Origin of the sequence: Streptomyces sp. NPDC088157 (assembly GCF_044741545.1) — a bacterium.
Classification (GTDB): domain Bacteria; phylum Actinomycetota; class Actinomycetes; order Streptomycetales; family Streptomycetaceae; genus Streptomyces.
The window spans coordinates 42226-67514 of record NZ_JBIUSU010000008.1; the positions used below are offsets into that span (position 1 = coordinate 42226).

The following is a 25289-nucleotide window of genomic DNA, read 5'->3' on the forward strand; positions in this document are numbered from 1 at the left end:
TCAGGCCACTACCACCAGGGGGACCCCTTGTCCGAGCCACCGCCGCAGGAACCGCGTCCACGGGATCCGAACGGCCACCTCGCCCGCCGGCTGATCCAGCTGTACGCGGGCCTCGCGCTCTACGGCGCCAGTTCCGCACTCCTCGTCCGGGCGGGTCTGGGCCTGGAGCCCTGGAACGTGCTCCACCAGGGTCTCGCCGAGCTCACCGGCCTGACGATCGGCGTCGTGTCGATCTTCGTGGGCGCGGCGGTGCTGCTGCTGTGGATCCCGCTGCGCCAGCGCCCGGGCCTCGGCACGGTCTCCAACGTCTTCGTCGTCGGCCTCGCGATGGACGGCACGCTCGCGTGCATCCCCGAAGCACACGGTCTCGCCGTCCAGGTGCCGCTCCTGCTGACCGGGATCGTCGTCAACGGGGCGGCCACCGGCCTCTATATCGCGGCCTCCTTCGGACCGGGCCCGCGCGACGGACTGATGACGGGGCTGCACCGGCGTACCGGGCGGTCGATCCGGATGATGCGGACGGCGGTGGAGGTGGCCGTCGTGGTGACCGGGTTCGCCCTCGGCGGCACCGTCGGCGTCGGCACACTGCTCTACGCGGTGACGATCGGTCCGCTCGCCCAGCTCTTCCTGCGGGTTTTCGCCGTTCCCGCGGCATCGGGCGGCAGCACGGCCGTTGCCACCGGGACACCGCAGGGAGCCATACTGCGTCCGTGACCAGCTCCATACGCCACCCGTATCTCGACCATCCGGGGCCCATCCCGTTCGCCCACCGCGGTGGGGCCGCGGACGGTCTGGAGAACACCACGGCGCAGTTCCGGTGCGCCGTCGAGACGGGCTACCGCTACATCGAGACCGATGTGCACGCCACACGCGACGGCAAACTCGTCGCCTTCCACGACGCGACGCTGGACCGGGTGACCGACGGCGCGGGCCGCATCGCCGACCTCCTGTGGGCGGACGTGAGGCACGCGCGCGTGGCGGGCAAGGAGCCGGTGCCGCTCTTCGAGGAGCTGCTGGAGACCTTCCCCGAGGTGCGGTGGAACGTGGACCTCAAGGCGGAGCCCGCGCTGCATCCCCTGCTCAACCTGATCGCACGCACGCGCGCGTGGGACCGGGTCTGCGTCGGCTCGTTCTCGGAGGCCCGCGTGGTGCGCGCCCAGCGGCTGGCCGGACCCCAACTGGCGACGTCGTACGGCACCCGGGGCGTGCTCAATCTGCGGCTGCGGTCCTGGGGCATACCGGCGGCACTGCGCCGCTCGGCGGTCGCCGCCCAGGTCCCCGAGGCCCACTCGGGCATCCGGGTCGTGGACCATCGCTTCGTGCGGGCCGCCCACGCGTGCGGGCTCCAGGTGCACGTGTGGACGATCAACGACCCGGATCGGATGCACCGGCTCCTGGACCTCGGAGTCGATGGCATCATGACCGATCACATCGACACGTTGCGCGAGGTCATGCAGGACCGGGGCGTCTGGGTCTGACCTCGGGCCCGTCGTCCGCGCGCGGCTGCGGCAGCGGGAAGCGAGGGCACGGGTGGACATCGACACCGTGCGGACGGGGGCGTCCGACGAGGCCGCCGAACGGCGGCGCGAGCAGCGCGGCTGGTACTTCTACGACTGGGCGTGCTCCGTCTATTCGACGAGCGTGCTCACCGTGTTCCTCGGCCCCTACCTGACCTCGGTGGCCAAGCGGGCGGCGGACGCCGGCGGGTACGTGCATCCCCTGGGCATCCCGGTGCGCGCGGGCTCCTTCTTCGCGTACTCGGTGTCCCTGTCGGTGGTCGTGGCCGTGCTGGTGATGCCCCTGGTGGGCGCGGCGGCCGACCGCAGCGGCCGCAAGAAGCCCCTGCTGGGCGCCGCCGCCTACGTGGGCGCGGCGGCCACGACCGGCATGTTCTTCCTGGGCGGCGACCGCTATCTCCTGGGAGGCGCGCTGCTGATCGTGGCGAACGCGGCCCAGTCGGTGGCGATGATGCTCTACAACTCCTACCTGCCGCAGATCGCCCCGCCCGAGGAACGCGACGCGGTCTCCTCCCGGGGCTGGGCCTTCGGCTACGCGGCTGGCTCGCTGATGCTGGTCGTCAACCTGGTGCTCTACCTCGCCCACGATTCCTTCGGCGTCACCGAGTCGATGGCGGTGCGGATCTGTCTGGCCTCGGCCGGCCTGTGGTGGGGCGGCTTCACGCTCGTCCCGCTGCTGCGGCTGCGTGACCGGCGGCCCACCACCCGGCGCCAGGCGCCTGCCCGGACGGCCGGGACGGCTCCGGGTCTGCGTCAGCTCGTGGCGACGGTCCGCGACATGCGCCGCCACCCGCTGACCCTCGCCTTCCTCCTCGCGTACCTGATCTACAACGACGGCATCCAGACCGTGATCTCCCAGGCCTCGGTCTACGGCTCCGAGGAGCTCGGCCTCAGCCAGTCCACGCTGATCGGCGCCGTGCTGCTGGTGCAGGTGCTGGCCGTGGCGGGCGCGCTGGGCATGGGGCGCCTGGCCCGGACGTACGGCGCGAAGCGCACCATCCTCGGCTCACTGGCTGCCTGGACGCTCACCCTGGGCGCCGGCTACTTCCTGCCGGCCGGGGCGCCGATCGGTTTCTTCCTGCTGGCGGCCGCGATCGGACTCGTCCTGGGCGGCAGTCAGGCGCTGTCGCGGTCCCTCTTCTCCCACCTGGTCCCGCCCGGCAAGGAGGCCGAGTACTTCTCGGCGTACGAGATGAGCGACCGCGGCATGAGCTGGCTCGGCCCCCTCCTCTTCGGGATCACCTATCAGCTGACCGGGAGCTACCGGGACGCGATCATCTCGCTGGTGGTCTTCTTCGTCGCCGGGTTCCTCCTGCTCGCCCGGGTACCGGTACGGCAGGCGATCGGCGACGCGGGGAATCCGGTGCCCGAGAGGATTTAGCACTCAGGGCGAAAGGGCGGTAGTGTACGCGTTTGGCCTGCCAGGCGTACCGTTACTGCGCGTCAAAGATGCCGAAACGCTGGGTGACATCTCCTTTCAGATGTGACAAACCGGGCGCCGGTGGGTACTGCACTGATTGACAAGGCTGCGGCTACGACGGCGACCCACCACCCGGAACGGGACTCGGAACGGGAATCTTTACCGCCGACCGGACGTTGACCGGATGACGACGACAGCGACACCTGTCCTGTGGGCGACAAGCCCGGGAGGCACGATTCATGAGTGAGCGAGCTCTTCGCGGCACGCGCCTCGTGGTGACCAGCTACGAGACGGACCGCGGCATCGACCTGGCCCCGCGCCAGGCCGTGGAGTACGCATGCGAGAAGGGGCACCGGTTTGAAATGCCCTTCTCGGTCGAGGCGGAGATTCCGCCGGAGTGGGAGTGCAAGGTCTGTGGAGCCCCTGCACTCCTCGTGGACGGCGACGGCCCTGAGGAGAAGAAGGCCAAGCCCGCGCGTACGCATTGGGACATGCTGATGGAGCGGCGGACGCGCGAGGAACTTGAAGAGGTCCTCGAGGAGCGGCTGGCCGTTCTGCGGTCCGGGGCGATGAACCTTGCGGTGCATCCCCGCGACAGCCGAAAAAGCGCGTAGCCCCAAGGGGCTGTGACCGGCTTCACAGCGCACGACAACGACCGCGGGCGCCGTACGTGATTCACGTACGGCGCCCGCGGTCGTCGTGCTGCCGTCTGCGAGTGAAGCGAGTGGCGAGTGACAAGAAGCGCCGGGGTGAACCGCGAAGCCGGAACCCCGCGGGATCGACCGTGGGACGGGACCGGGACCGGGACCGGGGGGCGACCGTCAGACCGGGACCCGGGTGATCCGCCGGGTCAGGCCCCCGGCGGCTGCTCGTCCCTGATGACCTCGCCCTGCACCACTTTGCCGTCCGGGCGGTGGATGCGGGCCTGCTGGAAGGCGTCGCCCAGGGTGCCGGGCGTGCCCGCGGCCTCCCTCAGCTTGCGCTCCCCATAGCCGCCGACCGCCTTCTGGACCGGCGGGAGGAGCAGGAGCAGGCCGATCGCGTCGGAGGCCAGCCCCGGGATCATCAGGAGGAGGCCGCCGAGCATCATGAGGCCGTTGCCGCCTCCCCGGTCGGACGGCGTACCGCGCTGGAGCGCCTCGTTCAGGTTCTGGAAGGCTCGGCGCCCGGCCCGCTTGATGACCACGGCGCCGAGGACGAACCCGGCGACGAGGAGCAGGAGGACCACCAGCCCGCTCGTCGCACCCGCGACCACGGTCAGCAGCCAGATCTCCAGCACCAGCCACGCGGCGAGGCCCAGCGGCAGGTATGTCCGCAGGCGGGAGCGGCGGGGCCGGGCGGAGGGCTGGGCGGGAGTCGGGTACGCGGGGGTCGGAGAGCCGGTCGTCATGCCTCCAGTGTGCCCGGACCCGGCTCAGAGCGGCATAAGGGGAGGATCAGCCGTCGCTGTGCGGCTTGGCGTCGCTGTGAGACTTGGCGTCGCTTTGCGGCTTGGCGTCGCTTTGCGGCTTGGCGGGCGCCTGCGGGCGCGCCGGCCGGTCGGCGCTCCGGCCCGTGATCTTCCCGACCCGCTCCCCCACGCCCCAGGCGGTGACCCGCCAGAGCGCCTCGACAAGGATGTCGCGGCTCATCTTGGAGTCGCCGTGTTCGCGCTCGACGAAGGTGATGGGGACCTCGACGACCTGGAAACCCGCCTTGACGGCGCGGCGCGCCAGGTCGACCTGGAAGCAGTAGCCCTGGGAGGCGACCTCCTCGAGACCGAGGCCCTCCAGGGTCTCACGGCGGAAGGCGCGGTAGCCGCCGGTGATGTCGCGCAGCGGGAGGTCGAGGGCGAGGCGGGAGTACAGGCTGCCGCCGCGGGAGATGACCTCGCGGGACCTGGGCCAGTTCACCACCCGGCCGCCCGGCACCCAGCGGGAGCCCAGAACCAGGTCGGCGCCCTTGAGCGCGGTGAGCAGACGGGGCAGTTCCTCGGGCTGGTGGGAGCCGTCGGCGTCCATCTCGATCAGCACGCCGTAGCCGTTCTCCAGGCCCCAGCGGAAGCCCGCGAGGTAGGCGGCGCCGAGGCCCTCCTTGCCCTTGCGGTGCAGGACCCGGACCTGGTCGTCACCGGCGGCCAGCTCGTCGGCGAGCTTGCCGGTGCCGTCGGGGCTGTTGTCGTCGGCCACGAGGACGTGAGCCGTGGGGACAGCCTCGCGCACCCGGCCGACGATGGCCTTGATGTTCTCCGCCTCGTTGTAGGTCGGGATGATCACCAAGGCCGTGCCGAGCGGACCGAACTGTCTCCCCCGGTCCTGTGCCGCGAGGGTCCCGTCGCCGTCGTTCACTACTGCCCCTTCAAGTCCGTACGCAGGGGACCACCATAGTGGCCGCCGCCTGCGGTGACGTGCCGGGACGTTCGCCATGGTGGTGTCGGACCCGCGAGAGCGGGGTAAGAACGTACCTTTGGGCTTGTATGTACGCACCTACCCCGTCCGGGTGCGCGCAAGCCTGCTGCGGATGGGGGCCCGGTACTCTTCGGGCCGGCCCGGGATCCGCTGGCTGCGGGTCTACCGAAAGCCGTTGTCTACTGAGCGCCCGGGCCCCATCCGGGTCACACCTCCCCGACCGGCCGGAACGTTCCCTCGCTGCGGCGCGGGCGCTGAGCCTGGCTGCCAGTGGCGGCGCGCCGGTACGGCACACCGTCTCTGACCCAGCGGCGCCGCGGCGAGTGCGCGGGCGTTCCCCGGGGCGGGGCGTCCGGTGGTGGACTCCGCCGAACCTACCGGCCCCCCGCCATCGGCTGTCAACAGCGGCATGACCTGCGCATTTCCCGCCAATGCCCAGGTCAGCGCGGAGGAAAGGCAGGCCGTATGTCGGCGGGCGGACGGGTGATCTTCCTCGGGCCGGCCGGGCAGATCACTCGCCCGGCCGCAGGAACACGGTGCGGCCGCCCACCACCGTGCGCAGGCACACCGGGAGTTCCCCGCCGGGGGTCAGGTCCGGCAGTCCGGGGGTGCCCGAGCGGGGGTCGGTGGACCAGCGGGCGACCCGGTCGTCGGGGGCCTGGACGACCAGTTCCTCGGTACGCCAGACCGCGTAGTCGGCGGGTGCGCCCGGGACCAGGACGCCCGCGTCGTCACGGCCGATCGCGCGCCAGCCGCCGCGCGTGTGGGCCGTGAACGCGGCGCGTGCGGACACGCGGTGCTCGGGGGTGCGGTGGAAGGCGGCGGCCCGGACGGTGCCCCAGGGGTCCAGAGGTGTGACCGGGCTGTCGGAGCCGAAGGCGAGCGGGACGCCCGCGCGCAGCAGGGCAGCGAAGGGGTTCAGGGTGCGGGCCCGCTCGACGCCCAGCCGCTGGGCGTACATGCCCTCCTCGCCGCCCCACAGGGCGTCGAAGGCGGGCTGCACGGACGCGGTGAGGCCGAGTTCGGCGAAGACGGCGATCGTCTCGGGCGTGAGCATCTCGGCATGTTCGACGCGGTGGCGGGCGGCGCGGATCCGGGCCTGGCCGACCTTCTCCGCGGCGGCGCGCACGCCCTCGACGACGGCGGTCACGGCGGCGTCGCCGATGGCGTGGAAGCCCGCCTGGAGGCCGGCCTCGGTGCAGGCCACCACGTGGGCCGCGACCTCGGCGGCGCCCAGGTAGGCGGTGCCGGTGTGGTCGGCGTCGGTGTAGGGGCCGTGCAGACAGGCGGTGTGGGAGCCGAGGGCGCCGTCGACGAACAGATCTCCGGCGGCGCCGAGCGCGCCCAGCTGCCGGGCCTTCTCGACATCCTGGTCGGCCCAGTAGCCGACGACCCGGGGGCCGGGCTCGGCGGCGGCGAGTCGCAGCAGGTCGGTGAAGTCGTCCTCGGAGGAGATCTCCGGTCCCGCGCACTCGTGGACCGAGCCGATACCGAGGGAGGCCGCGTGCGCGAGGGCGGTCCGCTGGGCCTCGGCGCGCTGGGCGGGCGTCACGGCTGCGAACGCCGCGGCGCGGACGGCGTGATGGGCGTCGCGGGTGAGCGGTCCGCCGTCCGCGAAGCCCGCCGCGGCGCGGGCCCGGGGCGCCAGTTCCAGCAGGGCGGTGGTGACCGCGGCCGAGTGGACGTCGATCCGGCTGAGGTAGAGGGGCCGGCCGCCGGCCGCCTCGTCGAGTTCCTCCCGTCGGGGCGGGCGGCCCTCCGGCCAGCGCGAGGCGTCCCAACCGTGCCCGAGCAGCACCTTGTCCTGCGGACGGGCCGTCGCGAAGGCGCGTACGAGGGTGAGGGCGGCCGCCAGGGAGGGGGCGGAGGAGAGGTCGAGGCCGGTGAGCGCGAGGCCGGTGGACGTGGTGTGCACATGGGCGTCGGTGAACGCCGGGGTGACGAGGGCGCCGTCCAGGTCGACCACCTCGTCGACGCCGTCCGCGAAGGCGTCGGCGGCGCCCTCGGAGCCGACCCAGGCGACCTGGCCGCGCTCGACGACCATCGCGGTCGCGAACGGGTCGGCGGGACTGTGGACCTCCCCTCGACGGAGCAGGACGGTCTTCGGCTGGGGGGCGCTCTCACTCATGGGGAACAGTCTCGCGCCTCGCTCCGGCCGCACGGCACGGGGACCCCTCGGATCCGCTCAGATCCGCGGCGGCCGGGCCTCGTACGGGGTGGACAGCACGACCGTGGTGCGCGTCGACACCCCGGCGAGCGCCCGGAGCCGCCCGAGCAGCTCCTCCAGCTCGTGCGGGGCGGCCACGCGTACCTTGAGGATGTAGTTCTCGTCACCGGCCACGCTGTGGCAGGCCTCGATCTCCGGTACGTCCGCCAGGCGCTCGGCGATGTCGTCGGGGGCGCTGGGGTCGAACGGCTTCACCGAGATGAAGGCGGTCAGGGGCAGCCCGACGGCCTCGGAGTCGACGACGGCCGCGTATCCGCGGATGACGCCGCGCTGTTCCAGCCGGCGCACCCGTTGATGCACGGCCGAAGTGGACAGGCCCGTGGCCTTGCCCAGATCGGTGTAACTCATCCGCCCGTCCTTGACGAGCAGCTGCACGATTTGTCGGTCCAGCTCCTCCATGACGCAAGAACTTACCGTGCGCGTGATCTCCGCGTATACCTATGCACCCCCGGTCATAGCCGGTTCACGATATGGCCGGGAGGCGACGGTGGGGCCGGCGCGGGTCTCCCTGGCTCCGTCGTCGGACCGGGCATCTGCACATGGCATGTGACCAATGCCACAGCCGTCGCGGAGGCTGCGTGATGTCCTCACGATTACCGCCGAGACGGGGCGGGAAGTGCTTGCTGTGGTCGAGGCCGCAGTGCCGCCACGGCCCAGCCCGAGGGGGAGAATTCCATGCAGAGTCTTAAGCGCCCTGGTCGCACCGCGCCCAAGCGGCTCCAGTCCGTCGTCGAGCCCGAGCCGGAGGGCGTCGAACCCGACGCGGACTACTCCGGCAGCTTCGACGTCGACGACGCCGACCGCTTCGACGCGTACGACACCTTCGAGATGTACCGGGTGATCTGCCCGGACTGCGCGCAGCCCATCGCGCTGCTGGCGGACGAGGAGGTCCTGCCGGAACACGCGCTGTGCGCCTCTCCGTGGAACCCCTTCGGGCTCACGGTGTGCGCCGGGACGGGACGCGGAGCCTCCGAGGCCCGGCCCGCGGACGAGTCCGTGGAGCCCCAGGAGCAGGACACCGCACTCCTGCTGACGCTCCCTCAGGGACTGGACTGGCGCACACAGCCCTTCTCGCACGTCGGTGGCCCGGGCTCACGTCCGATGCGCGTTCCGACGATGCGCCGCGCGGCCGCCTGAACACCGTTCCCGCGCCCGCCTCACCGGCTCGACTCCCGTAGCTGCCCCGCACCATGGCCGACAGGTCGCCGTGGTGCGGGTCCAGTGCGCCCCGAACGGCCGGGCCGGCCGCCGCACCGACGTACGTCCACCGGTGGACGGCGTCCGGAGACCTTGCGTCAACGGCCGTCCGCTGCCGCGCAGGTGACGGATCGCCAAGTGTCGTTCGCCGACCGGACACGCGAGACCCTCAACCGGGGGCACTCCCCGAACTCACGCGCGACCGCGTCCACCGGTGACCTGTTCCGCGGCTTCGCGTTGCCCTGGTATGGCCCCCACCCAGTCAGTCGCGCCCGGGCGTCACCGCCAGCTCTTCGTTACTCCGCGTCCGGAACCCGTCCGGGCAGAATCGGTTCCGCTGGCGCCACCGCCTCCCCAGGACCCGCCCATCTACCGCGACCTCATGCGCATCTGGGCCGACCGAGGTCGCACGGTGCCGGGGCGCCACGACCCGGAGTGGGTGCGGCTGGCGGCCCCGCAGGTACGGCCGGGGCAGTTCAGCGGCTGTCCGGACCCAGTAGGTGACGGGCGATGACCATCCGCTGGATCTGGTTCGTGCCCTCGACGATCTGCAGGACCTTGGCCTCGCGCAGGTAGCGCTCGACGGGGAAGTCGGCGGTGTAGCCGTACCCGCCGAGGACCTGGACGGCGTCGGTGGTGACCTGCATGGCAGCGTCGGTGCAGTGGAGTTTGGCCATGGCCGCCTGCTGGGCGAAGGGCCGGCCGGTGTCTCGCCGCCGCGCGGCCGCCAGGTACAGCGCCCGGCCCGCCTCGATCCGGGTCGCCATGTCGGCGAGCAGGAAGCGCAGCCCCTGGAAGTCGGCGATCGGCCGCCCGAACTGCCGTCGCCGCCTCGCCCAGTCGACGGCCTCGTCGAGGGCCGCCTGGGCGAGGCCGACCGCGCAGGCCGCGATGCCGAGCCGCCCCGAGTCGAGCGCGGCCAGGGCGATCGCGAACCCCTGGCCCTCGTCTCCGATGCGCCGGGCATCCGGGACCCGTACTCCGTCGAGGTGTACCTGCGCGGTGGGCGAGCCCTTGAGCCCCATCTTCCGCTCGGGGACCGCACTGCTCAGGCCCTCCGCGTCGGCGGGCACCAGGAACGCGGTGATCCCCCGCGCGCCCTCGCCGCCGGTACGGGCCAGGACGGTGTAGAAGTCGGCGATCCCGGCGTGCGTGACCCAGGCCTTGGTGCCGGTGATCACCCAGTCTCCGCCGCTCTCCCGCACGGCCCTGGTCCGCAGCGAGGCCGCGTCCGAACCCGAGGACGGCTCGGACAGGCAGTACGCGCCGAGCAGCCCGCCGCCGAGCAGGGCGGGCAGGTGCGCGGCCCGCTGCGGCTCCGTGCCGTGGGCGGCGAGCGCGTAGCAGGCCAGCGTGTGGACGCCGACGCCGAGTCCCACGGTCAGGCGGGCCGCGGCGAGCTCCTCGACGACCTGGAGGTACACCTCGTAGGGCTGGTCGCCGCCGCCGTACGCGGAGTCGTACGGAAGTCCGAGCAGCCCCGATGCGGACAGAAGAGTGAACAGCCCGCGCGGGAAGCGACCGGCGTCCTCCTCCTCGGCGGCGGCCGGCGCGATCTCGCGTCGGGCGATGTCGCGGACCAGCGTCAGGAGTTCCCGGGCCTCGGCCGTGGGCAGGGAACGATCCACCGGAGACGGCGCGCGGTCGGGCATGGCGGCTTCCTCCTCCCTGGCTGTCCAGCGGCTCGGCGCTGTGAGTATGCCCGCGGGACACCGTCGCCGCACGGGCGGAGAGCCGGACGGACCGGCGGACGGGCAGCCGCACGAGCGGCCGGGCCGGCAGCGAACAGGCGGGCAGGCGAACAGACGGGGAGGCGGGCAGGCGGGCAGCCCGTCGGTCGATTGGTCCAAACCATTGACCGAAGTGGTCTAGTCCTCCTACCGTGGCGCTCCAACGCCTCCCCGCGTTCATGCCAATCGGCGTGCGATCCCCTCCCTGTCCCCTGCGAGGAGACACCCGATGCACATCCCGCTCCGCCCCCGCGCCCGGTTCCGGGCACTTCTGTCCACCGCCTGTTGCGCCGCGCTCGGCGCCGCCCTGCTCGCCGGCGCGGGCACCGCCACCGCCGGCGAGCCCGGTCCCGCCAAGGCCCATACGACCGGCGCGAACGGCTCGAAGGTCGTGGGCTACTTCACCGACTGGGGCATCTACGGCCGCCAGTACTACGTCAAGAACATCGAGACGTCCGGATCCGCGGACCGGCTGACCCACATCAACTACGCCTTCGGCAACGTCACCGACGGCAAGTGCGCCCTCGGCGACTCCTGGGCGGACACCGACAGGCCGTTCACCGCCGAGGAGTCCGTGGACGGCGTCGCCGACACCGCGGACCAGCCGCTCAGCGGCAACTTCAACCAGCTGCGCAAGCTGAAGAAGCTGCACCCGAAGCTCAAGGTCATCTGGTCGTTCGGCGGTTGGAGCTGGTCGGGCGGCTTCGGCGAGGCGGCCAAGGACCCGGCGGCCTTCGCCCGGTCCTGCTACGACCTGGTCGAGAACTCGAAGTGGGCGGACGTCTTCGACGGCATCGACATCGACTGGGAGTACCCGAACGCCTGCGGCCTCACCTGCGACACCAGCGGCCGCGAGGCGTTCCGGGACGTCATGGCGGCCCTGCGCGCCAAGTTCGGCAAGCGCGAGCTCATCACCGCGGCGATCACGGCGGACGCCACCGCCGGCGGCAAGATCGAGGCGGCGGACTACGGGCGCGCGGCCCGGTACGTGGACTGGTACAACCCGATGACGTACGACTACTTCGGCGCCTGGGCGGCCACCGGCCCCACGGCGCCGCACTCCCCCCTGACCTCGTACCCGGGCATTCCACAGCCGGGTTACGACACCGCCGACACGATCGCCAAGCTCAAGAGCCTGGGCATCCCGTCGAGGAAGCTGCTGCTCGGCATCGGGTTCTACGGGCGCGGCTGGACCGGCGTCACCCAGGCGAAGCCGGGCGGCACGGCCACGGGGCCGGCGGCGGGGACGTACGAGGACGGCAACGAGGACTACAAGGTCCTCAAGGTCAAGTGCCCGGCGACCGGCACGGTCGGCGGCACCGCCTACGCCAAGTGCGGCAGCGACTGGTGGAGTTACGACACCCCGACGACCATCGCGACGAAGATGAGGTACAAGTCCCGGCAGGGTCTGGGCGGGACGTTCTTCTGGGAGCTGAGCGGGGACACCGCGGACGGTGAGCTGATCCACGCGATCAAGTAGCCCTGCTCATGGGGCACCCGGGGCGGAGGACCACGAGCCTCCGCCCCTCGTGCGTCGGCTTCGGGCGTCAGCCCTCGCGACGGGCCGGTTTCGGCGCGGCGAAGGCGGGGTCGAGTTCCTCGACGACCCGCAGGTAGCCGCCCAGGGCCTTCACCAGCAGGTCGCCCATGACCTCGCGGGAGAGCTCGGGGCGGGCGATCCACTCCAGGGTGGCGCCCTCGACGCTGCACACCCAGGCGAGCAGGCCCATGTGGGGCAGCGCCGGAATGTCACTGTTGCCGTACGCGCCCTCGGCGATGGTCGCCACGATCGCCGCGCGCACCCCGTCCCGGATCGCGTGCACCTCGGTGTCGAAGCCGACACCGCCGCTGACGATCGTGCGGTAGGCGGCCTGGTTGTGCTCGGCATAGCGCAGGTAGCTGTCGATGGTGCGGTGCACCCGGTCCACCTGAGGCAGCTCCAGGCCGCTCGCCGCGAAGGTGACCAGATCGGCGACGGAGTCCTGGATGATCGCCAGGTAGTAGCCGCGCTTGGACTGGAAGTAGTAGTAGATCAGCCCCTTGGCGACGTGCGCCTGCCGGGCGATGTCGTCCATCGAGAGCGCGTCGTAGGACGTGTCGGCGAACAACTTCCGCCCGATGGAGATGAGTTCGGCGCGACGCGCCAGTGAGCGCTCGGTGCCGCGGGCCCGGGGACGGGTGACTTCGCGCTGTTCACTGATATTCAATTTCGACCCTGGTCTCGGGCGGTCGGCGGGACATCCGCAGTATGTCAGGTCAACCGTGCGTCAGATCACACCGGTCACAGCAGCCCGAGCTGGGTGACCAGCATCGCGACGACCGCGACGAGGACCCAGCCCATGAGGTGCTCGAGGACCTTCGGGCCGTCGGTCTCGGGGCCGCCGGTGCGGGCGCGGGTGGCAGTGGCTGTCTGTGCGGTCATGGTGTCTCGCTGAGGTCGGACGTACGGGTGGCCCCCCGATCCGTCCACCTTGCCACCCGGCGGGGCTTTTGCGGCCGAGACCTTGCTCACACAGGAACCCCCACCGCCGTGAGGGCCTTGCACTGGCGGGCCGTCGGACGCGCCGGGAAGTACAGGTAGCAGACCCCTCCGGTACCGGAGACGACCTTGCCGCTCGCGTTGTACCGCTTGGTCCTGAGCCAGACGTTCTCGAACTCCCGCCGCCGGTACACGCGCCGCACCGCCGCGTCGTCCGCCGAGAACGGGTCGTTGGCGATCACGTCGCCCTCGGCCGTGAAGCCGATCACGGTCATCAGGTGCCCGGAGGTGCCGTAGCCCGCGCCCGTGAGCTCCTCCTTGAGGAAGGACTGGGACGTGATGGCCGGGATCCCCGCCGCGATCAGCGTCTCCAGGTCGGTGAGCGAGCCCAGCCGGGTGACCACACCCTGGAGATCCCTGAAGGTGGCCGCGTAGGCGGCGTTGAACGGCCAGTTGCCGCAGCCGGCGTACTGGTGGTCGTACGTGTGCCTGGCCGCGTGGCAGACCTGCGGATCGGCGTAGGACGGGTCGACCCACGCCAGCTGCTCGGTGGTGAGCCGGCCGCCCCAGTACTCGACGATCATCTGCGAGGAGGTGGGACTGCACCAGGCCTCGCCGCCACTGTCGTACTCGGGGTACTGGCCCCGGTGGATCTCCTGCGAGTAGCGCGGCACGGGCAGTTCCCGCGCGAGGCCGGGCACGGAGGCCGGGACGGTGAACCGGTCCGGGACGTCGGAGCCCATCACGCCCAGCCGCCACACGGTCGGGGTGAGCCTGGTGCCGGGGCGGCGGTACAGGGTGAGACGGAGGCGGCAGGAGGCCAGGCGCAGGCCCGTCGAGGCGTCGTCGACCGCGAGGGTGTCGGTCCAGACGGTGCTCCTGCCGTCGGTCTGGTCGTCGACCGAGGTGCGCTTGATGTCCTGGTCGCCGGAGGCCCAGCGGCCCATCACGTACCAGGGGGTGTCCGTGCCGTCGGAGTACGTGCCCTTGAGCTCGATCTGGAGCCAGGTGCCGGCCGGGGTGCCGGCGCTCCAGGACGCGATCGCCTCGGTCGAGGGCACGGCGAGCGCCTGGACCGGGGAGGTCCAGGTGGCGTACTCCCAGCCGGCCGTGTTCTTGGTGTGCGGATCGGTGTAGTCGACGGTGCCGAGCGGGGTGCCGACGGCGAGGCCGGGGCGGACGCCCGCCACGGCCCGGGTGCCCTTGGCGGTGCCGGCGCGCCAGTCGGCGTATGTGGTCCAGCAACGGTAGTCGGCGGAGCGGGCCCGGGCCGACCCGGCTGCCGCGGTGTCCACCGCGTCCGCCGTGTCGGCGGCCGTGGCGGCCGTGGCCGAGCCTCCTGCCACGGCGGCGGCGACCGCGGCGGTGAGGACGGTTCTGCGGGACGGCTGTTCGGCTCTGCTCATGAGCGGAGGACCCCCAGGATGTCTGCGCGGCTGTGCGCCAACTATGGACGCAGGAGGCCCCGCCTTCCAGCACTTCCGCCCGTGCCACGCCACGAACACGGGACAGGTCCACCGGTGCGGGCGCCCGGCCGTAGACTTTCGCGCCGTACCGACCACCCCCTGCCGCCCCGCCCCCTCGCACTCCAGGACCCGCCATCCACCAGCTCGCCTCCCGGCTGCGCCGCCTGCCCCCGTCCTGCGGGCCGGTCCGGCTGATCGGTGTCGACGGACACGCCGGCTCGGGCAAGTCCACGCTGGCCGGGAGGTTGGCCGAGGCGCTGGGGGGCGCGCCCGTACTGCGTCTCGACGACATCGCCAGCCACGACGAGCTGTTCGCGTGGACCGGGCGGCTGCTGACCCAGGTGATCGAGCCGTTCGGCCGCGGTGAGAGCGCGCACTACGCCCCCTACGACTGGCGCGCCCGTCGCTTCGGCCCGCCGCGGCCGCTGCCGGCGGCCCCCGTCGTCCTGGTCGAGGGAGTCGGAGCGGGTCGCCGCGCGTTGCGGCCGTTCCTGGCGTGTCTGCTGTGGATGGAGATGCCGCCCGAGGAGGCATGGGCGCGTGGACGGTCCCGGGACGGGGAGGAGCAGCGGGAGTTCTGGGAGGGGTGGGTCGCGGCCGAGACCCGCCACTTCGCCGAGGATCCTTCTCGACCCCATGCCGCCTTGCTGGTACGGCAGTTGGGGGAGGGATACGAGGTGCTGCCGGGGCCGGCGGGAGACCTTGGACCGAACCAGGATGTCACCCACCGTGACGGACCACCCGCGATGTGGTGAACGTGTGAAGGGCCCGGCGCCCGAACTTCGCCAACTGCTTCGACGGTGCTTGACCGGCGGCCCGTACAGGACTTACGTTCTGAATGTGCGGCAATCACAGCCGCCCTCGGACGCGAAGCCCCCGGTTGTTCCCCCGTGATCGGGGGCTTCGTTCTGTCCTCGTCCCGCCTGCCGCCGCCTGCCCGGACCCGCCACGGCACGATTCGCTCACCCAGGGTCACCACGCGGTGTGCGCCCCGTTCGCTCCCACCGCGCCGAACGGGCTGTGCGGCACCCTACGGCGAGCGACGCCCACGCAGGTACGATGCCCTCGGTGCGACCAGAACGGCTGCCGCGCGCACCTGCAACTCCGGTCCGCGGCACAGCGGTTCGACCAAGGCAGCCGACGGGCGACGGCCCGGCGGCATACCGACGGGGGCACGGTTTGTGGGGGACGTGATGGACTTCGGCACGCAGGGCCCCGACGCCCCGGCCGACCTCGCCTGGCTGCGAGGCGTGGACGCCTACACGATGGGCGCCTATCCGCAGGCGGAGGAGGAGTTCCGCACCGCGGTGCGGATCGACCCCGGGATGGCCGACGGCTGGCTCGGGCTGCACGCGCTGCGCGTCGACACGACGACCGCGCTGCTCAGGATGTTCCGGCACCGTGAGCGCTTCGGCGAGCAGCGGACCCGGCACCGCCGCACTCTCAACTCCTGGTACTGGCTGGGCTGGTGGGTGCAACCGGTGCTGGAGAGTCCGCGCGACCTGCTCCTCGCGCACGCCTCTCACTGGCTGGACGGCCGCCATGTGCCCGAGCTGGACCGGGCGCTCGCCGGGCTGCCGCCCGTCGACACCGACCATCAGGTCCGCTTCCTGCACGCCTGTCGCGCCTATCTGGTCAAGGACTGGGAGCAGCTGGTCCGGCACACCGACCCGCTGCTCGACGACCCGCTGCTGGGCATCGAGGCCGGCCTGTTCGGCGGGATGGCCCGGGTCCGCCTGGAGATGTTCGGACAGGCCGAGCCCCTGCTGTCGGCCGCTCTGATGCGCTGCCGCAGCGAGCAGCCGCAGCGCAAGGAGCTGCGCTACTGGCTGGCGCGGGCCCACGAGGGAACCGGCCGTTCGGCGGCGGCTCTCCCCCTGTACCGGGCGGTGCACCGCGTCGACGCCGCCTTCATGGACACCTCGGCCCGGCTCGCCGCGATCGCCGAGGGCGACGGGTACGACGATCCCGCCGACTTCGCGGCGATCACGCTCACCGGGGTCGGGCAGGACATGGTGGACGGCCCGGACGGCTTCGACCCGCTGTTCGGCACGGAAGGCCGCGATCTGAGGCTCACCGAGCCCGCAGACCTGCCGCCCGTGGTGCCGCTGCCGTCGGTGACCGACCCGGCGGTGCGGGAGAAGAACACCATCCCCTCGACGCTGCCGCCCGGGCCCACCGATCCCGTGTTACTCGACGAGGCGCTCGCCGAACTGGAACGCATGGTCGGCCTGGAACCGGTGAAACGCCAGGTCAAAGCCCTGTCGGCACAACTCAACATGGCGCGGCTGCGGACCGGCCAGGGCCTTCCGGTCCAGCCGCCCAAACGGCACTTCGTCTTCTCCGGCCCCTCCGGCACCGGCAAGACCACGGTGGCCCGCATCCTCGGCCGTGTCTTCTACGCCCTCGGGCTGCTGGGCGGCGACCATCTCGTGGAGGCCCAGCGGGCCGACTTGGTCGGCGAGTACCTCGGGCAGACGGCCGTGAAGGCCAACGAGCTGATCGACTCCGCCCTGGGCGGCGTGCTCTTCGTCGACGAGGCGTACTCGCTCTCCAACTCCGGTTACGGCAAGGGCGACGCGTACGGCGACGAGGCCTTGCAGGTGCTGCTGAAGCGGGCCGAGGACAACCGGGACCACCTGGTGGTGATCCTGGCCGGCTATCCGGAGGGCATGGACCGTCTGCTGGCCGCGAACCCCGGACTGTCCTCCCGCTTCACGACCCGCGTCGACTTCCCCTCCTACCGCCCTCTCGAACTCACCTCCATCGGCGAGGTGCTGGCCGCGGAGAACGGTGACGCGTGGGACGAGGAGGCCCTGGACGAACTGCGCTCCATCGCCGGGCACGTCGTGGACCAGGGGTGGATCGACGAACTGGGCAACGGGCGGTTCCTGCGGACCCTGTACGAGAAGAGCTGCGCCTACCGGGATCTGCGTCTGTCGACCTATCCCGGCGAGCTGACCCGGGACGACCTGTCGACCCTGCGGCTGCCCGATCTGATGCAGGCGTACGGGGAGGTGCTGTCGGGGAGGGGGCCACAGGATCCGGCGGTGTGACGGATCCCGCGGCTCCGCTCAGCTCGCCAGCGCTTCCTCCGGCGACGGAGGTCCGCCCCGCTCGACCGTGGCCGGGACCTTGGGGGAGCTTCCCCTCGGCTCCGTCAGCCGGATCTCCGAGACCTCCCGGTGCGCGGGGTCGGTGACCTCGCCCACCAGCAGCTCCAGTACGTCCTCCAGCGCGACCAGACCGAGCACCCTGCCGGACGCGTCGGCCACCTGCGCCAGGTGGGTCGCCGCCCGGCGCATCACCGTCAGCGCGTCGTCGAGCGGCAGTTCGGAGCGCAGAGTCGTCATCGGACGCCACACCTGCTGCGGCACGGCCCGCTCGGAATCCTCCAGGTCGAGGACGTCCTTCACGTGCAGATAGCCCATGAAGGCGCCCTTCTCCGCGGCGACCGGGAAACGGGAGTAGCCGGTACGGGCGGTCAGCTCGACGATCTCCCCGGCGGTGACCGCGGGGCTGACCGTGACCAGGGACTCGCGCTTCAGCAGCACGTCCGTCACCGGGCGGGAGCCCAGTTCCAGCGCGTCCTCGAGCCGCTCCTGTTCCTCGGGGGCCAGGAGGCCGGCCTGGCCCGAGTCCTCCAGCAGCCGGTTGAGCTGCTCGCTGGTGACGACGGCCGCGACCTCGTCCCTGGGCTCGACGTGGAAGAGCCGCAGGATGCCGCGGGCACAGGCGCCGAGGCCCACGGTGATCGGCCGGCAGACCCGGGCGAAGGCGACCAGGCCCGGGCTGAGCCACAGCGCGGCCTTCTCGGGGGCCGCCATGGCGAGGTTCTTCGGAACCATCTCGCCGATGACGAGGTGGAAGAAGACCACGGCCGCGAGGGCCACCACGTAGCCCAGCGGATGGATCATGCCGTGCGGGAGGTGCACCGCCTCGAGAACCGGCTCCAGCAGGTGGGCGACCGTCGGTTCGGCGACGGCGCCCAGGGTGAGGGAGCAGACGGTGATGCCGAACTGGGCCGCCGCCATCATCTGGGGCAGGCGTTCCAGGCCGTAGAGGACCTGGCGGGCCCGCGCGGTGCCCAGTGGCTCGATCTGGCTGCGGCGGACCGAGACGAGCGCGAACTCGGCGCCGACGAAGAATCCGTTGGCGAGCACGAGCAGCGCGGCGAAGACGAGTTGCAGGGCGCTCATCGGGAGACCTCCACGACCTGGCCGGTCCGCACCAGCCGGACCCGCTCGGCCCGGTAGTGGCCGACGCGGCGCACGGAGACCCGCCAGCCGGGCAGTTCGGCCCGGTCCCCGACGGCCGGGATACGGCCGAGCAGGTCGGCGACCAGCCCGGCGACCGTCTCGTACGGTCCCTCGGGGACCTCCATGCCTATGCGCTGGAGGGTGTCGACGCGACAGCTGCCGTCCACGTCCCAGGCCGGCCGGCCCTCCTCGGGCGGGGCCGCGGCGAGTTCGGGGGTGTCCTGGCCGTCGTGCTCGTCCCGGACCTCGCCGACGATCTCCTCGACGATGTCCTCCAGCGTGACCACCCCGGCCGTGCCGCCGTACTCGTCGACGACGACGGCGATGGGCTGTTCGCTGCGCAGCCGGGCCAGCAGGGGCTGGACGGGCAGGGTCTCGGGGACCAGCAGCGCGGGGCGCGCGATACGGCCGAGCGGGGTACGCAGCCGGTCGTGGACGGGGATCGCCAGGGCGTCCTTGAGGTGCACCATGCCGACGATCTCGTCGATCTTCTCGTGGTAGACCGGGAACCGGGACAGGCCGGTGGCGCGGGTCAGGTTCACCACGTCCTCGGCGGTGGCCGACGACTGAAGGGCGCTCACCTTCACCCGCGGGGTCATGACGTGCTGAGCGGTCAGCTCGGCCAGCGACAGCGTCCGCACGAACAGGTCGGCCGTGTCCTGTTCGAGCGCCCCGGCCTGGGCCGAGTGGCGGGCCAGGGAGACCAGCTCGCCGGGGGTGCGCGCGGAGGCCAGCTCCGCGGTGGGCTCGACGCCCAGGGCGCGCACCAGCCGGTTGGCGACGGTGTTGAGGGCCGCGATCACCGGCCGGAAGAGGCGGGAGAAGCCGGCTTGCGGGCCCGCGACGAAGCGCGCGACCTGAAGGGGCTTGGACACCGCCCAGTTCTTGGGCACGAGCTCGCCGATCACCATCTGCACGGCGGAGGCCAGCAGCATGCCGACGACCACGGCGACACCGGAGACGGCGCCGTCGGGGATGCCGATCGCGGTGAACGGGCCGTGCAGCAGCTCGGCGAGCGCCGGTTCGGCGAGCATGCCGACGACGAGGGAGGTGATGGTGATGCCGAGCTGGGTGCCGGACAACTGGAAGGACAGTTCCTTCAGCGACTCGACGACCGTACGGGCTCGTCTGTCGCCCTCGGCGGCGGCCTTCTCGGCGTCCGGACGCTCGACCGTGACAAGGCCGAACTCGGCGGCGACGAAGAAGCCGTTGGCGAGGATGAGCAGGAACGCGGCTGCCAGGAGCAGCAAGGGGGTGGTCATGTTGCCGCCGCCTCCGAACAAGGTCGGACAGGGGCGGCGCAGGTACTACAGGACGAACCGTCCATCGCCGGAGGGAGTCACTCCTCGGGTAGCAGGAACCCCTGTGCACCCGGCTGGGAGCCACAGGGGTGGAGGCGCAAGAGGAACGCCTCCGTCACCAGATTAATCAAGACAGGGGCTCGAGCGGCAGGGTGGACGGCCCCGAGTCAGCCCTGATCTTGTTCCGTGGACGTCTCGGGGTCCCGAAGGGACCGGGTCTCAGCGAGGGTCCGCAGGGCGCGCGCGTCCGCGATGGCCTGCTGCTTGTCGATGCCCGGCTGGATACCGAGGGCCGGCAGGCTGGTGCCGTCGCTGAGGTTGAGGAACACCCACGGATCCCCCGGACGGAGGTTCACCTGGACGATCTCGGCCCATTCCAGGTGCCGCCGGCTCGCGATGTTCACGACGGTGACCCCGGAATCGTCGGCGACGACCCGTACCCGGGCGAGCTGGGCCAGCACCCAGAAGATGAGGGCTCCGGTGAGGATGAAGCTGAGCCGCTCCCCCGGGCCGAGCTGCTCCAGCAGCATCGCCACGGCGGAGATGACGAGAAGGATCACCGCTCCGGCCGTGAGCAGCACCACGCGGGTGCGGCCCGGCCGGAAGGTGACGGGGAGGGTCGGCAGGTTGGACATGTTCCCGGCTGAGGTCAGAGGCGGCAGGCGTGGATGGCCGTGGTCAGGATGGCGCGCGCGCCGATGTCGTAGAGGTCGTCCATGATCCGCTGCGCCTCCTTGGCCGGAACCATGGCGCGGACGGCGACCCAGCCCTCGTTGTGCAGCGGGGACACGGTCGGCGACTCCAGGCCCGGGGTCAGCGCGACGGCCTTCTCGAGCTGTTCGACGCGGCAGTCGTAGTCCATCATCACGTACGTCCGGGCGACCAGGACGCCTTGGAGGCGGCGCAGGAACTGCTGCACCTTGGGCTCCTCGACGTCGGCGCCGGTGCGCCGGATCACGATGGCCTCGGACTTCATGATGGGCTCGCCGAAGACCTCGAGGCCCGCGTTGCGCAGCGAGGTCCCGGTCTCGACGACGTCGGCGATGACCTCGGCGACACCGAGTTCGATGGCGGTCTCGACGGCGCCGTCGAGGTGGACCACGGAGGCGTCGACACCCTGCTCGGCCAGGTGCTTGGCGACGATGCCCTCGTAGGAGGTGGCGACCGTCCGGCCCTGGAGGTCCTCGATGCCTTCGGCCGTGCCCGGCTTGGTGGCGAAGCGGAAGGTGGAGCGGGCGAAGCCGAGCGGGAGGATCTCCTCGGCGTTGGCGCCGGAGTCGATCAGCAGGTCGCGGCCGGTGATGCCGATGTCGAGGCGGCCGGAGGAGACGTAGATCGCGATGTCGCGGGGGCGGAGGTAGAAGAACTCGACGTCGTTGACCGGGTCGACGATCCGCAGTTCCTTGGACTCGCGGCGCTGCTGGTAGCCGGCCTCATGCAGCATCTCCCCCGCGGGGCCTGACAGGGAACCCTTGTTGGGGACGGCGATGCGCAGCATGAGGTCGGCTTCCTTCGCGTGGAACGTGGAATGGGTGGGTGGATACGGAGGTGTCCGGAGACGTGAGGTGTCCGGACACCGGTCTTACAGGTGGGCGTACACGTCGTCCAGCGAGATTCCGCGGGCGACCATCATCACCTGGACGTGGTAGAGCAGCTGCGAGATCTCCTCGGCGGCTGCCTCCTTGCCCTCGTACTCGGCCGCCATCCAGACCTCGGCGGCCTCTTCGACCACCTTCTTGCCGATGGCATGGACGCCCTTCCCGACCAGTTCTGCGGTGCGGGAAGTGGCGGGGTCGGCGCTGGCGGCCTTCTGCTGGAGCTCGGTGAAGAGCTCCTCGAACGTCTTCTTGGACATGGTGATCCCACCCTAGCCGTTGTGCGGGGCGGCCTACCGCCAGGGTTCAGATACTGAGCGGAGGGTGGCCGCGGTCGCCACCGCCGCCGTCACCGCCTCGTGCCCCTTGTCCTCGCTGGAGCCCTCGAGGCCGGCCCGGTCCAGGGCCTGCTCCTCGGTGTCGCAGGTGAGGACGCCCATGCCGACGGGCACGCCGGTCTCGACGGAGACCTGCGTGAGGCCCTGGGTGACGCCCTGGCACACGTACTCGAAGTGCGGGGTGCCGCCCCTGATGACGACGCCGAGGGCGACGATCGCGTCGTAGCCCCGCCCGGCCAGCACCTTGGCGACGACCGGGAGCTCCCAGCTGCCGGGGACCCTCAGCAGGGTCGGCTCGTCGATGCCGAGGTCGTGCAGGGCGCGCAGTGCGCCGTCGACCAGTCCGTCCATCACCTTCTCGTGCCACTGTGCCGCGATGACGGCGACCCGCAGGTCACCCACATTGCGTACGGACAGTTCCGGTGCGCCCTTGCCGCTCACGTCTCTCCTCAGTCCTGTTCTTACCGGTCCCGCTGGTGCCGCTGGTCCTACTGGTTGCCGCAGGGGGACACGGGGGTCGCGTCCAGCCAGGGCAGGTCGTGTCCCATCCGGTCCCGCTTGGTGCGCAGGTAGCGGATGTTGTGCTCGCCCGCCTGGACGGGCATCGGCTCGCGCCGGGTGACCTCGATGCCGTGCCGGACGAGCGCGTCGGTCTTCTCGGGGTTGTTGGTCATCAGGCGCACGCTGCGCACGCCGAGGTCCTCGAGGATCTGGGCGCCTGCCCCGTAGTCACGGGCGTCGGCGGGCAGGCCCAGCTCCAGGTTGGCGTCGAGGGTGTCGTGCCCCTGCTCCTGGAGCTCGTAGGCCCGCAGCTTGGACAGCAGGCCGATGCCCCGGCCCTCGTGTCCGCGCAGGTAGACGACCACGCCCCGGCCCTCGCTCTGGATGCGCTCCAGGGAGGCGTCGAGCTGGGGGCCGCAGTCGCAGCGCTGGGAGGCGAAGATGTCGCCGGTGAGGCACTCCGAGTGCACCCGGACGAGGACGTCCTCGCCGTCGCCGATCTCGCCGTGGACGAGGGCGACGTGCTCGACCCCGTCGAGGGTGGAGCGGTAGCCGTACGCGGTGAACGTGCCGTGGACGGTGGGCAGCCGGGTCTGCGCCTCGCGGCGGACGGTGGGCTCGGCGCTGCGGCGGTAGGCGATCAGGTCCTCGATGGAGATGATCGTCAGGCCGTGCTTGCGGGCGAACGGGATCAGCTCGGGCAGGCGGAGCATCCGGCCGTCCTCGCCGGCGATCTCGACGATCGCGCCGGCCGGGCGCAGCCCCGCGAGACGCGCGAGGTCCACGGCCGCCTCGGTGTGGCCGTTGCGGGTCAGCACGCCGCCGGACTTGGCGCGCAGCGGGAAGATGTGACCCGGGCGGACGAAGTCCGTGGCCTCGGTGGCGCCGCCCGCCAGGAGCCGGAGCGTGGTGGCGCGGTCGGCGGCGGAGATGCCGGTGGTCACGCCGTGGGCGGCGGAGGCGTCGACGGAGACCGTGAACGCGGTCTTCATCGACTCGGTGTTGTCCTCGACCATCTGCGGGAGCTCCAGGCGCTCCAGTTCGTCGGCCTCCATGGGGGCGCAGATCAGACCGCGGCACTCGCTCATCATGAAGGCGACGATCTCGGGGGTCGCCTTCTCCGCGGCGATGACGAGGTCGCCCTCGTTCTCGCGGTCCTCGTCGTCGACCACCACGACGGGGCGGCCGGCGGCGATGTCGGCGATGGCCTGCTCGACGGGGTCCAGCGCGAAGTCCTCGATGCCGTCCGTGCTGTAGAGGATCGGTGCGGTACTCATGCCGGCGCTCCTTCCAGAGCGGGTTGCGAGGCCTTGCGGGAGCGCAGCCACCAGTCGCGCATGCCCCACAGGACGAGCGCGCCGTAGATGACGTAGACGAAGCCGGAGAAGGCGTAGCCGTTGGCGAAGTTGAGGGGGACGCCGACGACGTCGACGAGGAGCCAGGCGAACCAGAACTCGACCATGCCGCGCGCCTGGGCGTACATGGCGACGATCGTGCCGACGAAGATGTAGGCGTCCGGCCAGGGGTCCCAGGACAGGGACGGGTAGGCCTTGAACAGCAGGGCGACGGCGACGGTTCCCACGGCGGCGGCGCCGACCATGGCCGCGCGCTCGAGCCAGGTCGCGAAGCGGGGGGTGATCTGGCCGTCGGCGGACCGTCCCCGGCTCCGGTTCCACTGCCACCAGCCGTACAGGGCGACGACCATGACGACGACCTGCTTGCCGGCGCTGCCGGTCAGATGGCCGAAGAAGGCGCCGAAGAGGACGAGCCCGGAGAGGAACTGCACCGGCCAGGTCCACAGGGAGCGGCGCCAGCCGAGCGCGAGGGTGATCAGGCCCAGGATGTTGCCGATCATGTCCGACCACAGGATGTGCTGGTCGAGGAGGGTGAAGGCCTCGGAGTTCAGCGAGTTCACTGCGCCGCCCCCTGCGTGGCGGCGAGCAGGCGCTCGACGTACTTGGCGACGATGTCCACCTCGAGGTTGACCGGGTCGCCGGGCTGCTTGAGCCCGAGCGTGGTCAGGGCCAGAGTGGTGGGGATGAGGCTGACCGTGAAGTGGTCGGAGCCGGCGTCGACGACGGTGAGGCTGATGCCGTCGACGGTGATGGAGCCCTTCTCCACGACGTACCGGGCCAGGTCGGCGGGGAGGGAGATCTTGATGATCTCCCAGTTCTCTGAGGGCCTGCGCTCCAACACCGCGCCGGTGCCGTCGACATGACCCTGCACGATGTGCCCGCCGAGGCGCGCGCCGACGGCGGTGGGGCGTTCGAGGTTGACACGCGAGCCGACGCCGAGGGCGCCGAGGCTGGAGCGGTTCAGGGTCTCCGCCATGACGTCGGCGGTGAACTCGTCGCCCTCGTGCTCGACGACGGTGAGACAGACCCCGTTCACGGCGATGGAGTCGCCGTGCTTCGCGCCGTCGGTCACGACGGGGCCGCGCAGCCGGAAGCGGGAGGCGTCGCCGAGATTCTCGACGGCGGTGACCTCACCCAGCTCTTCGACGATTCCGGTGAACACTTCCCGGGTCCTCCTGCCTCTTCGGGCACGGACTCCGGGGCCTGTCGATGACGACAGCAGGTACGGGCAACGGCACCGGGGGCGACGCCGGACAGACTCGTCCGCGGACGAGTACACATACGGCGGCGCGCACGAATGCCCGCCCGCCGCGCACTGCCTCCCATCCGGACTTTAACCGTCGGTCCAGGAATTTCACCTGGTCAACCGGCCGCTGGAAGCGACCGGGTCGCGGACTATAACCGCCGGTTCGGACTTTCACCGACCCCGGAGTGCGCTGCTTTGGTTACAGGGCCAGTGTGCCACGCCGGGCAAGCGTCCATACAGGTGAAGGATGTGGAGTGGCTCACAGGTCGTC

General features: G+C 71.5%; 25 protein-coding genes and 1 riboswitch. Of the genes, 8 read left to right on the top strand and 17 right to left on the bottom strand.

The features are described 5' to 3' along the window. The first annotated feature begins 27 nt into the window (after nt 1-27). The 4 genes from ACIPFH_RS29865 (at nt 28) to ACIPFH_RS29880 (ending at nt 3551) form a co-directional block, all read left to right on the top strand. On the top strand, nt 28-714 hold the full coding sequence (locus ACIPFH_RS29865) for a YitT family protein (RefSeq protein WP_401831216.1): 687 nt from the start codon (nt 28-30) through the stop codon (nt 712-714). Then, on the top strand, nt 711-1478 hold the full coding sequence (locus ACIPFH_RS29870; RefSeq protein ID WP_401831219.1) for a glycerophosphodiester phosphodiesterase: 768 nt from the start codon (nt 711-713) through the stop codon (nt 1476-1478). The genes ACIPFH_RS29865 and ACIPFH_RS29870 overlap by 4 nt, the downstream gene beginning before the upstream one ends. Nucleotides 1479-1530: 52 nt before the next feature. Then, entirely contained in the window at nt 1531-2898 is a 1368-nt protein-coding gene (locus ACIPFH_RS29875) for an MFS transporter (RefSeq protein ID WP_401831222.1), read from the top strand. Between the two features lie 278 nt (nt 2899-3176). Then, nucleotides 3177-3551, top strand: coding sequence for an RNA polymerase-binding protein RbpA (locus ACIPFH_RS29880; RefSeq protein ID WP_020128921.1), 375 nt, complete (start codon nt 3177-3179; stop codon nt 3549-3551). Between the two features lie 236 nt (nt 3552-3787). Here ACIPFH_RS29880 and fxsA read toward each other — a convergent pair whose 3' ends face one another. The 4 genes from fxsA to ACIPFH_RS29900 all read right to left on the bottom strand — a co-directional run bounded on the left by fxsA (nt 3788) and on the right by ACIPFH_RS29900 (nt 7950). Next, nucleotides 3788-4327 carry an FxsA family membrane protein gene (gene fxsA / locus ACIPFH_RS29885; RefSeq protein ID WP_401831225.1) on the bottom strand — a complete coding sequence of 180 codons (540 nt, stop codon included), beginning with the start codon at nt 4325-4327 and terminating at the stop codon, nt 3788-3790. 46 nt (nt 4328-4373) lie between these two features. Beyond that, a complete protein-coding gene (locus ACIPFH_RS29890; RefSeq protein ID WP_401831226.1) occupies nt 4374-5264 on the bottom strand; it encodes a polyprenol monophosphomannose synthase in 891 nt (296 codons plus the stop codon). 571 nt (nt 5265-5835) lie between these two features. Continuing rightward, entirely contained in the window at nt 5836-7452 is a 1617-nt protein-coding gene (locus ACIPFH_RS29895) for an amidohydrolase (RefSeq protein WP_401831229.1), read from the bottom strand. A 57-nt stretch (nt 7453-7509) separates the two neighbouring features. Beyond that, nucleotides 7510-7950 (bottom strand): Lrp/AsnC family transcriptional regulator, encoded by a 441-nt coding sequence (locus ACIPFH_RS29900; RefSeq protein WP_401831230.1) that lies wholly within the window; start codon nt 7948-7950, stop codon nt 7510-7512. A 276-nt stretch (nt 7951-8226) separates the two neighbouring features. Between ACIPFH_RS29900 and ACIPFH_RS29905 the strand changes: the two genes are divergently transcribed. Beyond that, the gene (locus ACIPFH_RS29905) at nt 8227-8688 is read left to right on the top strand and encodes a hypothetical protein (protein ID WP_401831233.1); all 462 of its coding nucleotides are present in this window, start codon (nt 8227-8229) and stop codon (nt 8686-8688) included. Between the two features lie 536 nt (nt 8689-9224). Here ACIPFH_RS29905 and ACIPFH_RS29910 read toward each other — a convergent pair. Then, a complete protein-coding gene (locus ACIPFH_RS29910; protein ID WP_401831236.1) occupies nt 9225-10400 on the bottom strand; it encodes an acyl-CoA dehydrogenase family protein in 1176 nt (391 codons plus the stop codon). A gap of 307 nt (nt 10401-10707) precedes the next feature. On the opposite strand from ACIPFH_RS29910, the gene ACIPFH_RS29915 reads away from it, so the two are divergent. Then, nucleotides 10708-11958: a glycoside hydrolase family 18 protein gene (locus ACIPFH_RS29915; RefSeq protein WP_401831238.1), complete on the top strand. Its 1251-nt coding sequence runs from the start codon at nt 10708-10710 to the stop codon at nt 11956-11958. A 67-nt stretch (nt 11959-12025) separates the two neighbouring features. Here the strand turns inward: ACIPFH_RS29915 and ACIPFH_RS29920 are convergent, their stop codons facing one another. The 3 genes from ACIPFH_RS29920 to ACIPFH_RS29930 form a co-directional block, all read right to left on the bottom strand. Next, on the bottom strand, nt 12026-12685 hold the full coding sequence (locus tag ACIPFH_RS29920) for a TetR/AcrR family transcriptional regulator (RefSeq protein ID WP_401831240.1): 660 nt from the start codon (nt 12683-12685) through the stop codon (nt 12026-12028). Between the two features lie 74 nt (nt 12686-12759). After that, nucleotides 12760-12900 (bottom strand): SCO1431 family membrane protein, encoded by a 141-nt coding sequence (locus ACIPFH_RS29925; RefSeq protein ID WP_307162176.1) that lies wholly within the window; start codon nt 12898-12900, stop codon nt 12760-12762. Nucleotides 12901-12986: 86 nt separating this feature from the next. Next, entirely contained in the window at nt 12987-14363 is a 1377-nt protein-coding gene (locus tag ACIPFH_RS29930) for a peptidase C39 family protein (protein ID WP_401831243.1), read from the bottom strand. Nucleotides 14364-14557: 194 nt separating this feature from the next. Between ACIPFH_RS29930 and ACIPFH_RS29935 the strand changes: the two genes are divergently transcribed. After that, complete coding sequence (locus ACIPFH_RS29935) at nt 14558-15178, top strand: uridine kinase (RefSeq protein ID WP_401831900.1); 621 nt, start codon at nt 14558-14560, stop codon at nt 15176-15178. Between the two features lie 438 nt (nt 15179-15616). Continuing rightward, nucleotides 15617-17479 carry an AAA family ATPase gene (locus tag ACIPFH_RS29940; RefSeq protein WP_401831245.1) on the top strand — a complete coding sequence of 621 codons (1863 nt, stop codon included), beginning with the start codon at nt 15617-15619 and terminating at the stop codon, nt 17477-17479. An 18-nt stretch (nt 17480-17497) separates the two neighbouring features. On the opposite strand, the gene ACIPFH_RS29945 is transcribed toward ACIPFH_RS29940, so the two are convergent. From ACIPFH_RS29945 to ACIPFH_RS29985, 9 genes are all read right to left on the bottom strand, one after another. Next, nucleotides 17498-18622, bottom strand: a complete 1125-nt coding sequence (locus ACIPFH_RS29945) for a hemolysin family protein (RefSeq protein WP_401831246.1) — start codon at nt 18620-18622, stop codon at nt 17498-17500. Further along, nucleotides 18619-19944: a hemolysin family protein gene (locus ACIPFH_RS29950; RefSeq protein WP_401831249.1), complete on the bottom strand. Its 1326-nt coding sequence runs from the start codon at nt 19942-19944 to the stop codon at nt 18619-18621. Before ACIPFH_RS29950 ends, ACIPFH_RS29945 begins: the two co-directional genes overlap by 4 nt. Before the next feature lie 206 nt (nt 19945-20150). After that, complete coding sequence (locus ACIPFH_RS29955; RefSeq protein WP_401831251.1) at nt 20151-20618, bottom strand: PH domain-containing protein; 468 nt, start codon at nt 20616-20618, stop codon at nt 20151-20153. A gap of 14 nt (nt 20619-20632) precedes the next feature. Then, nucleotides 20633-21481 carry an ATP phosphoribosyltransferase gene (hisG, locus tag ACIPFH_RS29960; RefSeq protein ID WP_356251885.1) on the bottom strand — a complete coding sequence of 283 codons (849 nt, stop codon included), beginning with the start codon at nt 21479-21481 and terminating at the stop codon, nt 20633-20635. An 84-nt stretch (nt 21482-21565) separates the two neighbouring features. Beyond that, nucleotides 21566-21838, bottom strand: a complete 273-nt coding sequence (locus ACIPFH_RS29965) for a phosphoribosyl-ATP diphosphatase (RefSeq protein WP_328483088.1) — start codon at nt 21836-21838, stop codon at nt 21566-21568. A gap of 33 nt (nt 21839-21871) precedes the next feature. Beyond that, entirely contained in the window at nt 21872-22357 is a 486-nt protein-coding gene (gene ribH, locus ACIPFH_RS29970; RefSeq protein WP_401831253.1) for a 6,7-dimethyl-8-ribityllumazine synthase, read from the bottom strand. Nucleotides 22358-22404: 47 nt separating this feature from the next. Further along, the gene (locus tag ACIPFH_RS29975; RefSeq protein WP_401831255.1) at nt 22405-23694 is read right to left on the bottom strand and encodes a bifunctional 3,4-dihydroxy-2-butanone-4-phosphate synthase/GTP cyclohydrolase II; all 1290 of its coding nucleotides are present in this window, start codon (nt 23692-23694) and stop codon (nt 22405-22407) included. Beyond that, the gene (locus ACIPFH_RS29980) at nt 23691-24332 is read right to left on the bottom strand and encodes a nicotinamide riboside transporter PnuC (protein ID WP_401831256.1); all 642 of its coding nucleotides are present in this window, start codon (nt 24330-24332) and stop codon (nt 23691-23693) included. The genes ACIPFH_RS29975 and ACIPFH_RS29980 overlap by 4 nt, the downstream gene beginning before the upstream one ends. Further along, nucleotides 24329-24934: a riboflavin synthase gene (locus tag ACIPFH_RS29985; protein WP_356251874.1), complete on the bottom strand. Its 606-nt coding sequence runs from the start codon at nt 24932-24934 to the stop codon at nt 24329-24331. The genes ACIPFH_RS29980 and ACIPFH_RS29985 overlap by 4 nt, the downstream gene beginning before the upstream one ends. Before the next feature lie 146 nt (nt 24935-25080). Continuing rightward, a riboswitch (FMN riboswitch) is annotated at nt 25081-25211 on the bottom strand. Nucleotides 25212-25289 lie beyond the last annotated feature (78 nt).

What these genes read in the sequence shown, in the direction of transcription:
- ACIPFH_RS29955 (WP_401831251.1), bottom strand. Translation starts at nt 20,618, where the DNA reads ATGTCCAACCTGCCGACCCTCCCCGTCACCTTCCGGCCGGGCCGCACC.
- ACIPFH_RS29945 (WP_401831246.1), bottom strand. Translation starts at nt 18,622, where the DNA reads ATGAGCGCCCTGCAACTCGTCTTCGCCGCGCTGCTCGTGCTCGCCAAC.
- ACIPFH_RS29975 (WP_401831255.1), bottom strand. Translation starts at nt 23,694, where the DNA reads ATGAGTACCGCACCGATCCTCTACAGCACGGACGGCATCGAGGACTTC.
- ACIPFH_RS29930 (WP_401831243.1), bottom strand. Translation starts at nt 14,363, where the DNA reads ATGAGCAGAGCCGAACAGCCGTCCCGCAGAACCGTCCTCACCGCCGCG.
- hisG (WP_356251885.1), bottom strand. Translation starts at nt 21,481, where the DNA reads ATGCTGCGCATCGCCGTCCCCAACAAGGGTTCCCTGTCAGGCCCCGCG.
- ACIPFH_RS29900 (WP_401831230.1), bottom strand. Translation starts at nt 7,950, where the DNA reads ATGGAGGAGCTGGACCGACAAATCGTGCAGCTGCTCGTCAAGGACGGG.
- ACIPFH_RS29925 (WP_307162176.1), bottom strand. Translation starts at nt 12,900, where the DNA reads ATGACCGCACAGACAGCCACTGCCACCCGCGCCCGCACCGGCGGCCCC.
- ACIPFH_RS29940 (WP_401831245.1), top strand. Translation starts at nt 15,617, where the DNA reads ATGGACTTCGGCACGCAGGGCCCCGACGCCCCGGCCGACCTCGCCTGG.
- ACIPFH_RS29895 (WP_401831229.1), bottom strand. Translation starts at nt 7,452, where the DNA reads ATGAGTGAGAGCGCCCCCCAGCCGAAGACCGTCCTGCTCCGTCGAGGG.
- fxsA (WP_401831225.1), bottom strand. Translation starts at nt 4,327, where the DNA reads ATGACGACCGGCTCTCCGACCCCCGCGTACCCGACTCCCGCCCAGCCC.
- ACIPFH_RS29905 (WP_401831233.1), top strand. Translation starts at nt 8,227, where the DNA reads ATGCAGAGTCTTAAGCGCCCTGGTCGCACCGCGCCCAAGCGGCTCCAG.
- ACIPFH_RS29880 (WP_020128921.1), top strand. Translation starts at nt 3,177, where the DNA reads ATGAGTGAGCGAGCTCTTCGCGGCACGCGCCTCGTGGTGACCAGCTAC.
- ACIPFH_RS29950 (WP_401831249.1), bottom strand. Translation starts at nt 19,944, where the DNA reads ATGACCACCCCCTTGCTGCTCCTGGCAGCCGCGTTCCTGCTCATCCTC.
- ACIPFH_RS29965 (WP_328483088.1), bottom strand. Translation starts at nt 21,838, where the DNA reads ATGTCCAAGAAGACGTTCGAGGAGCTCTTCACCGAGCTCCAGCAGAAG.
- ACIPFH_RS29910 (WP_401831236.1), bottom strand. Translation starts at nt 10,400, where the DNA reads ATGCCCGACCGCGCGCCGTCTCCGGTGGATCGTTCCCTGCCCACGGCC.
- ACIPFH_RS29915 (WP_401831238.1), top strand. Translation starts at nt 10,708, where the DNA reads ATGCACATCCCGCTCCGCCCCCGCGCCCGGTTCCGGGCACTTCTGTCC.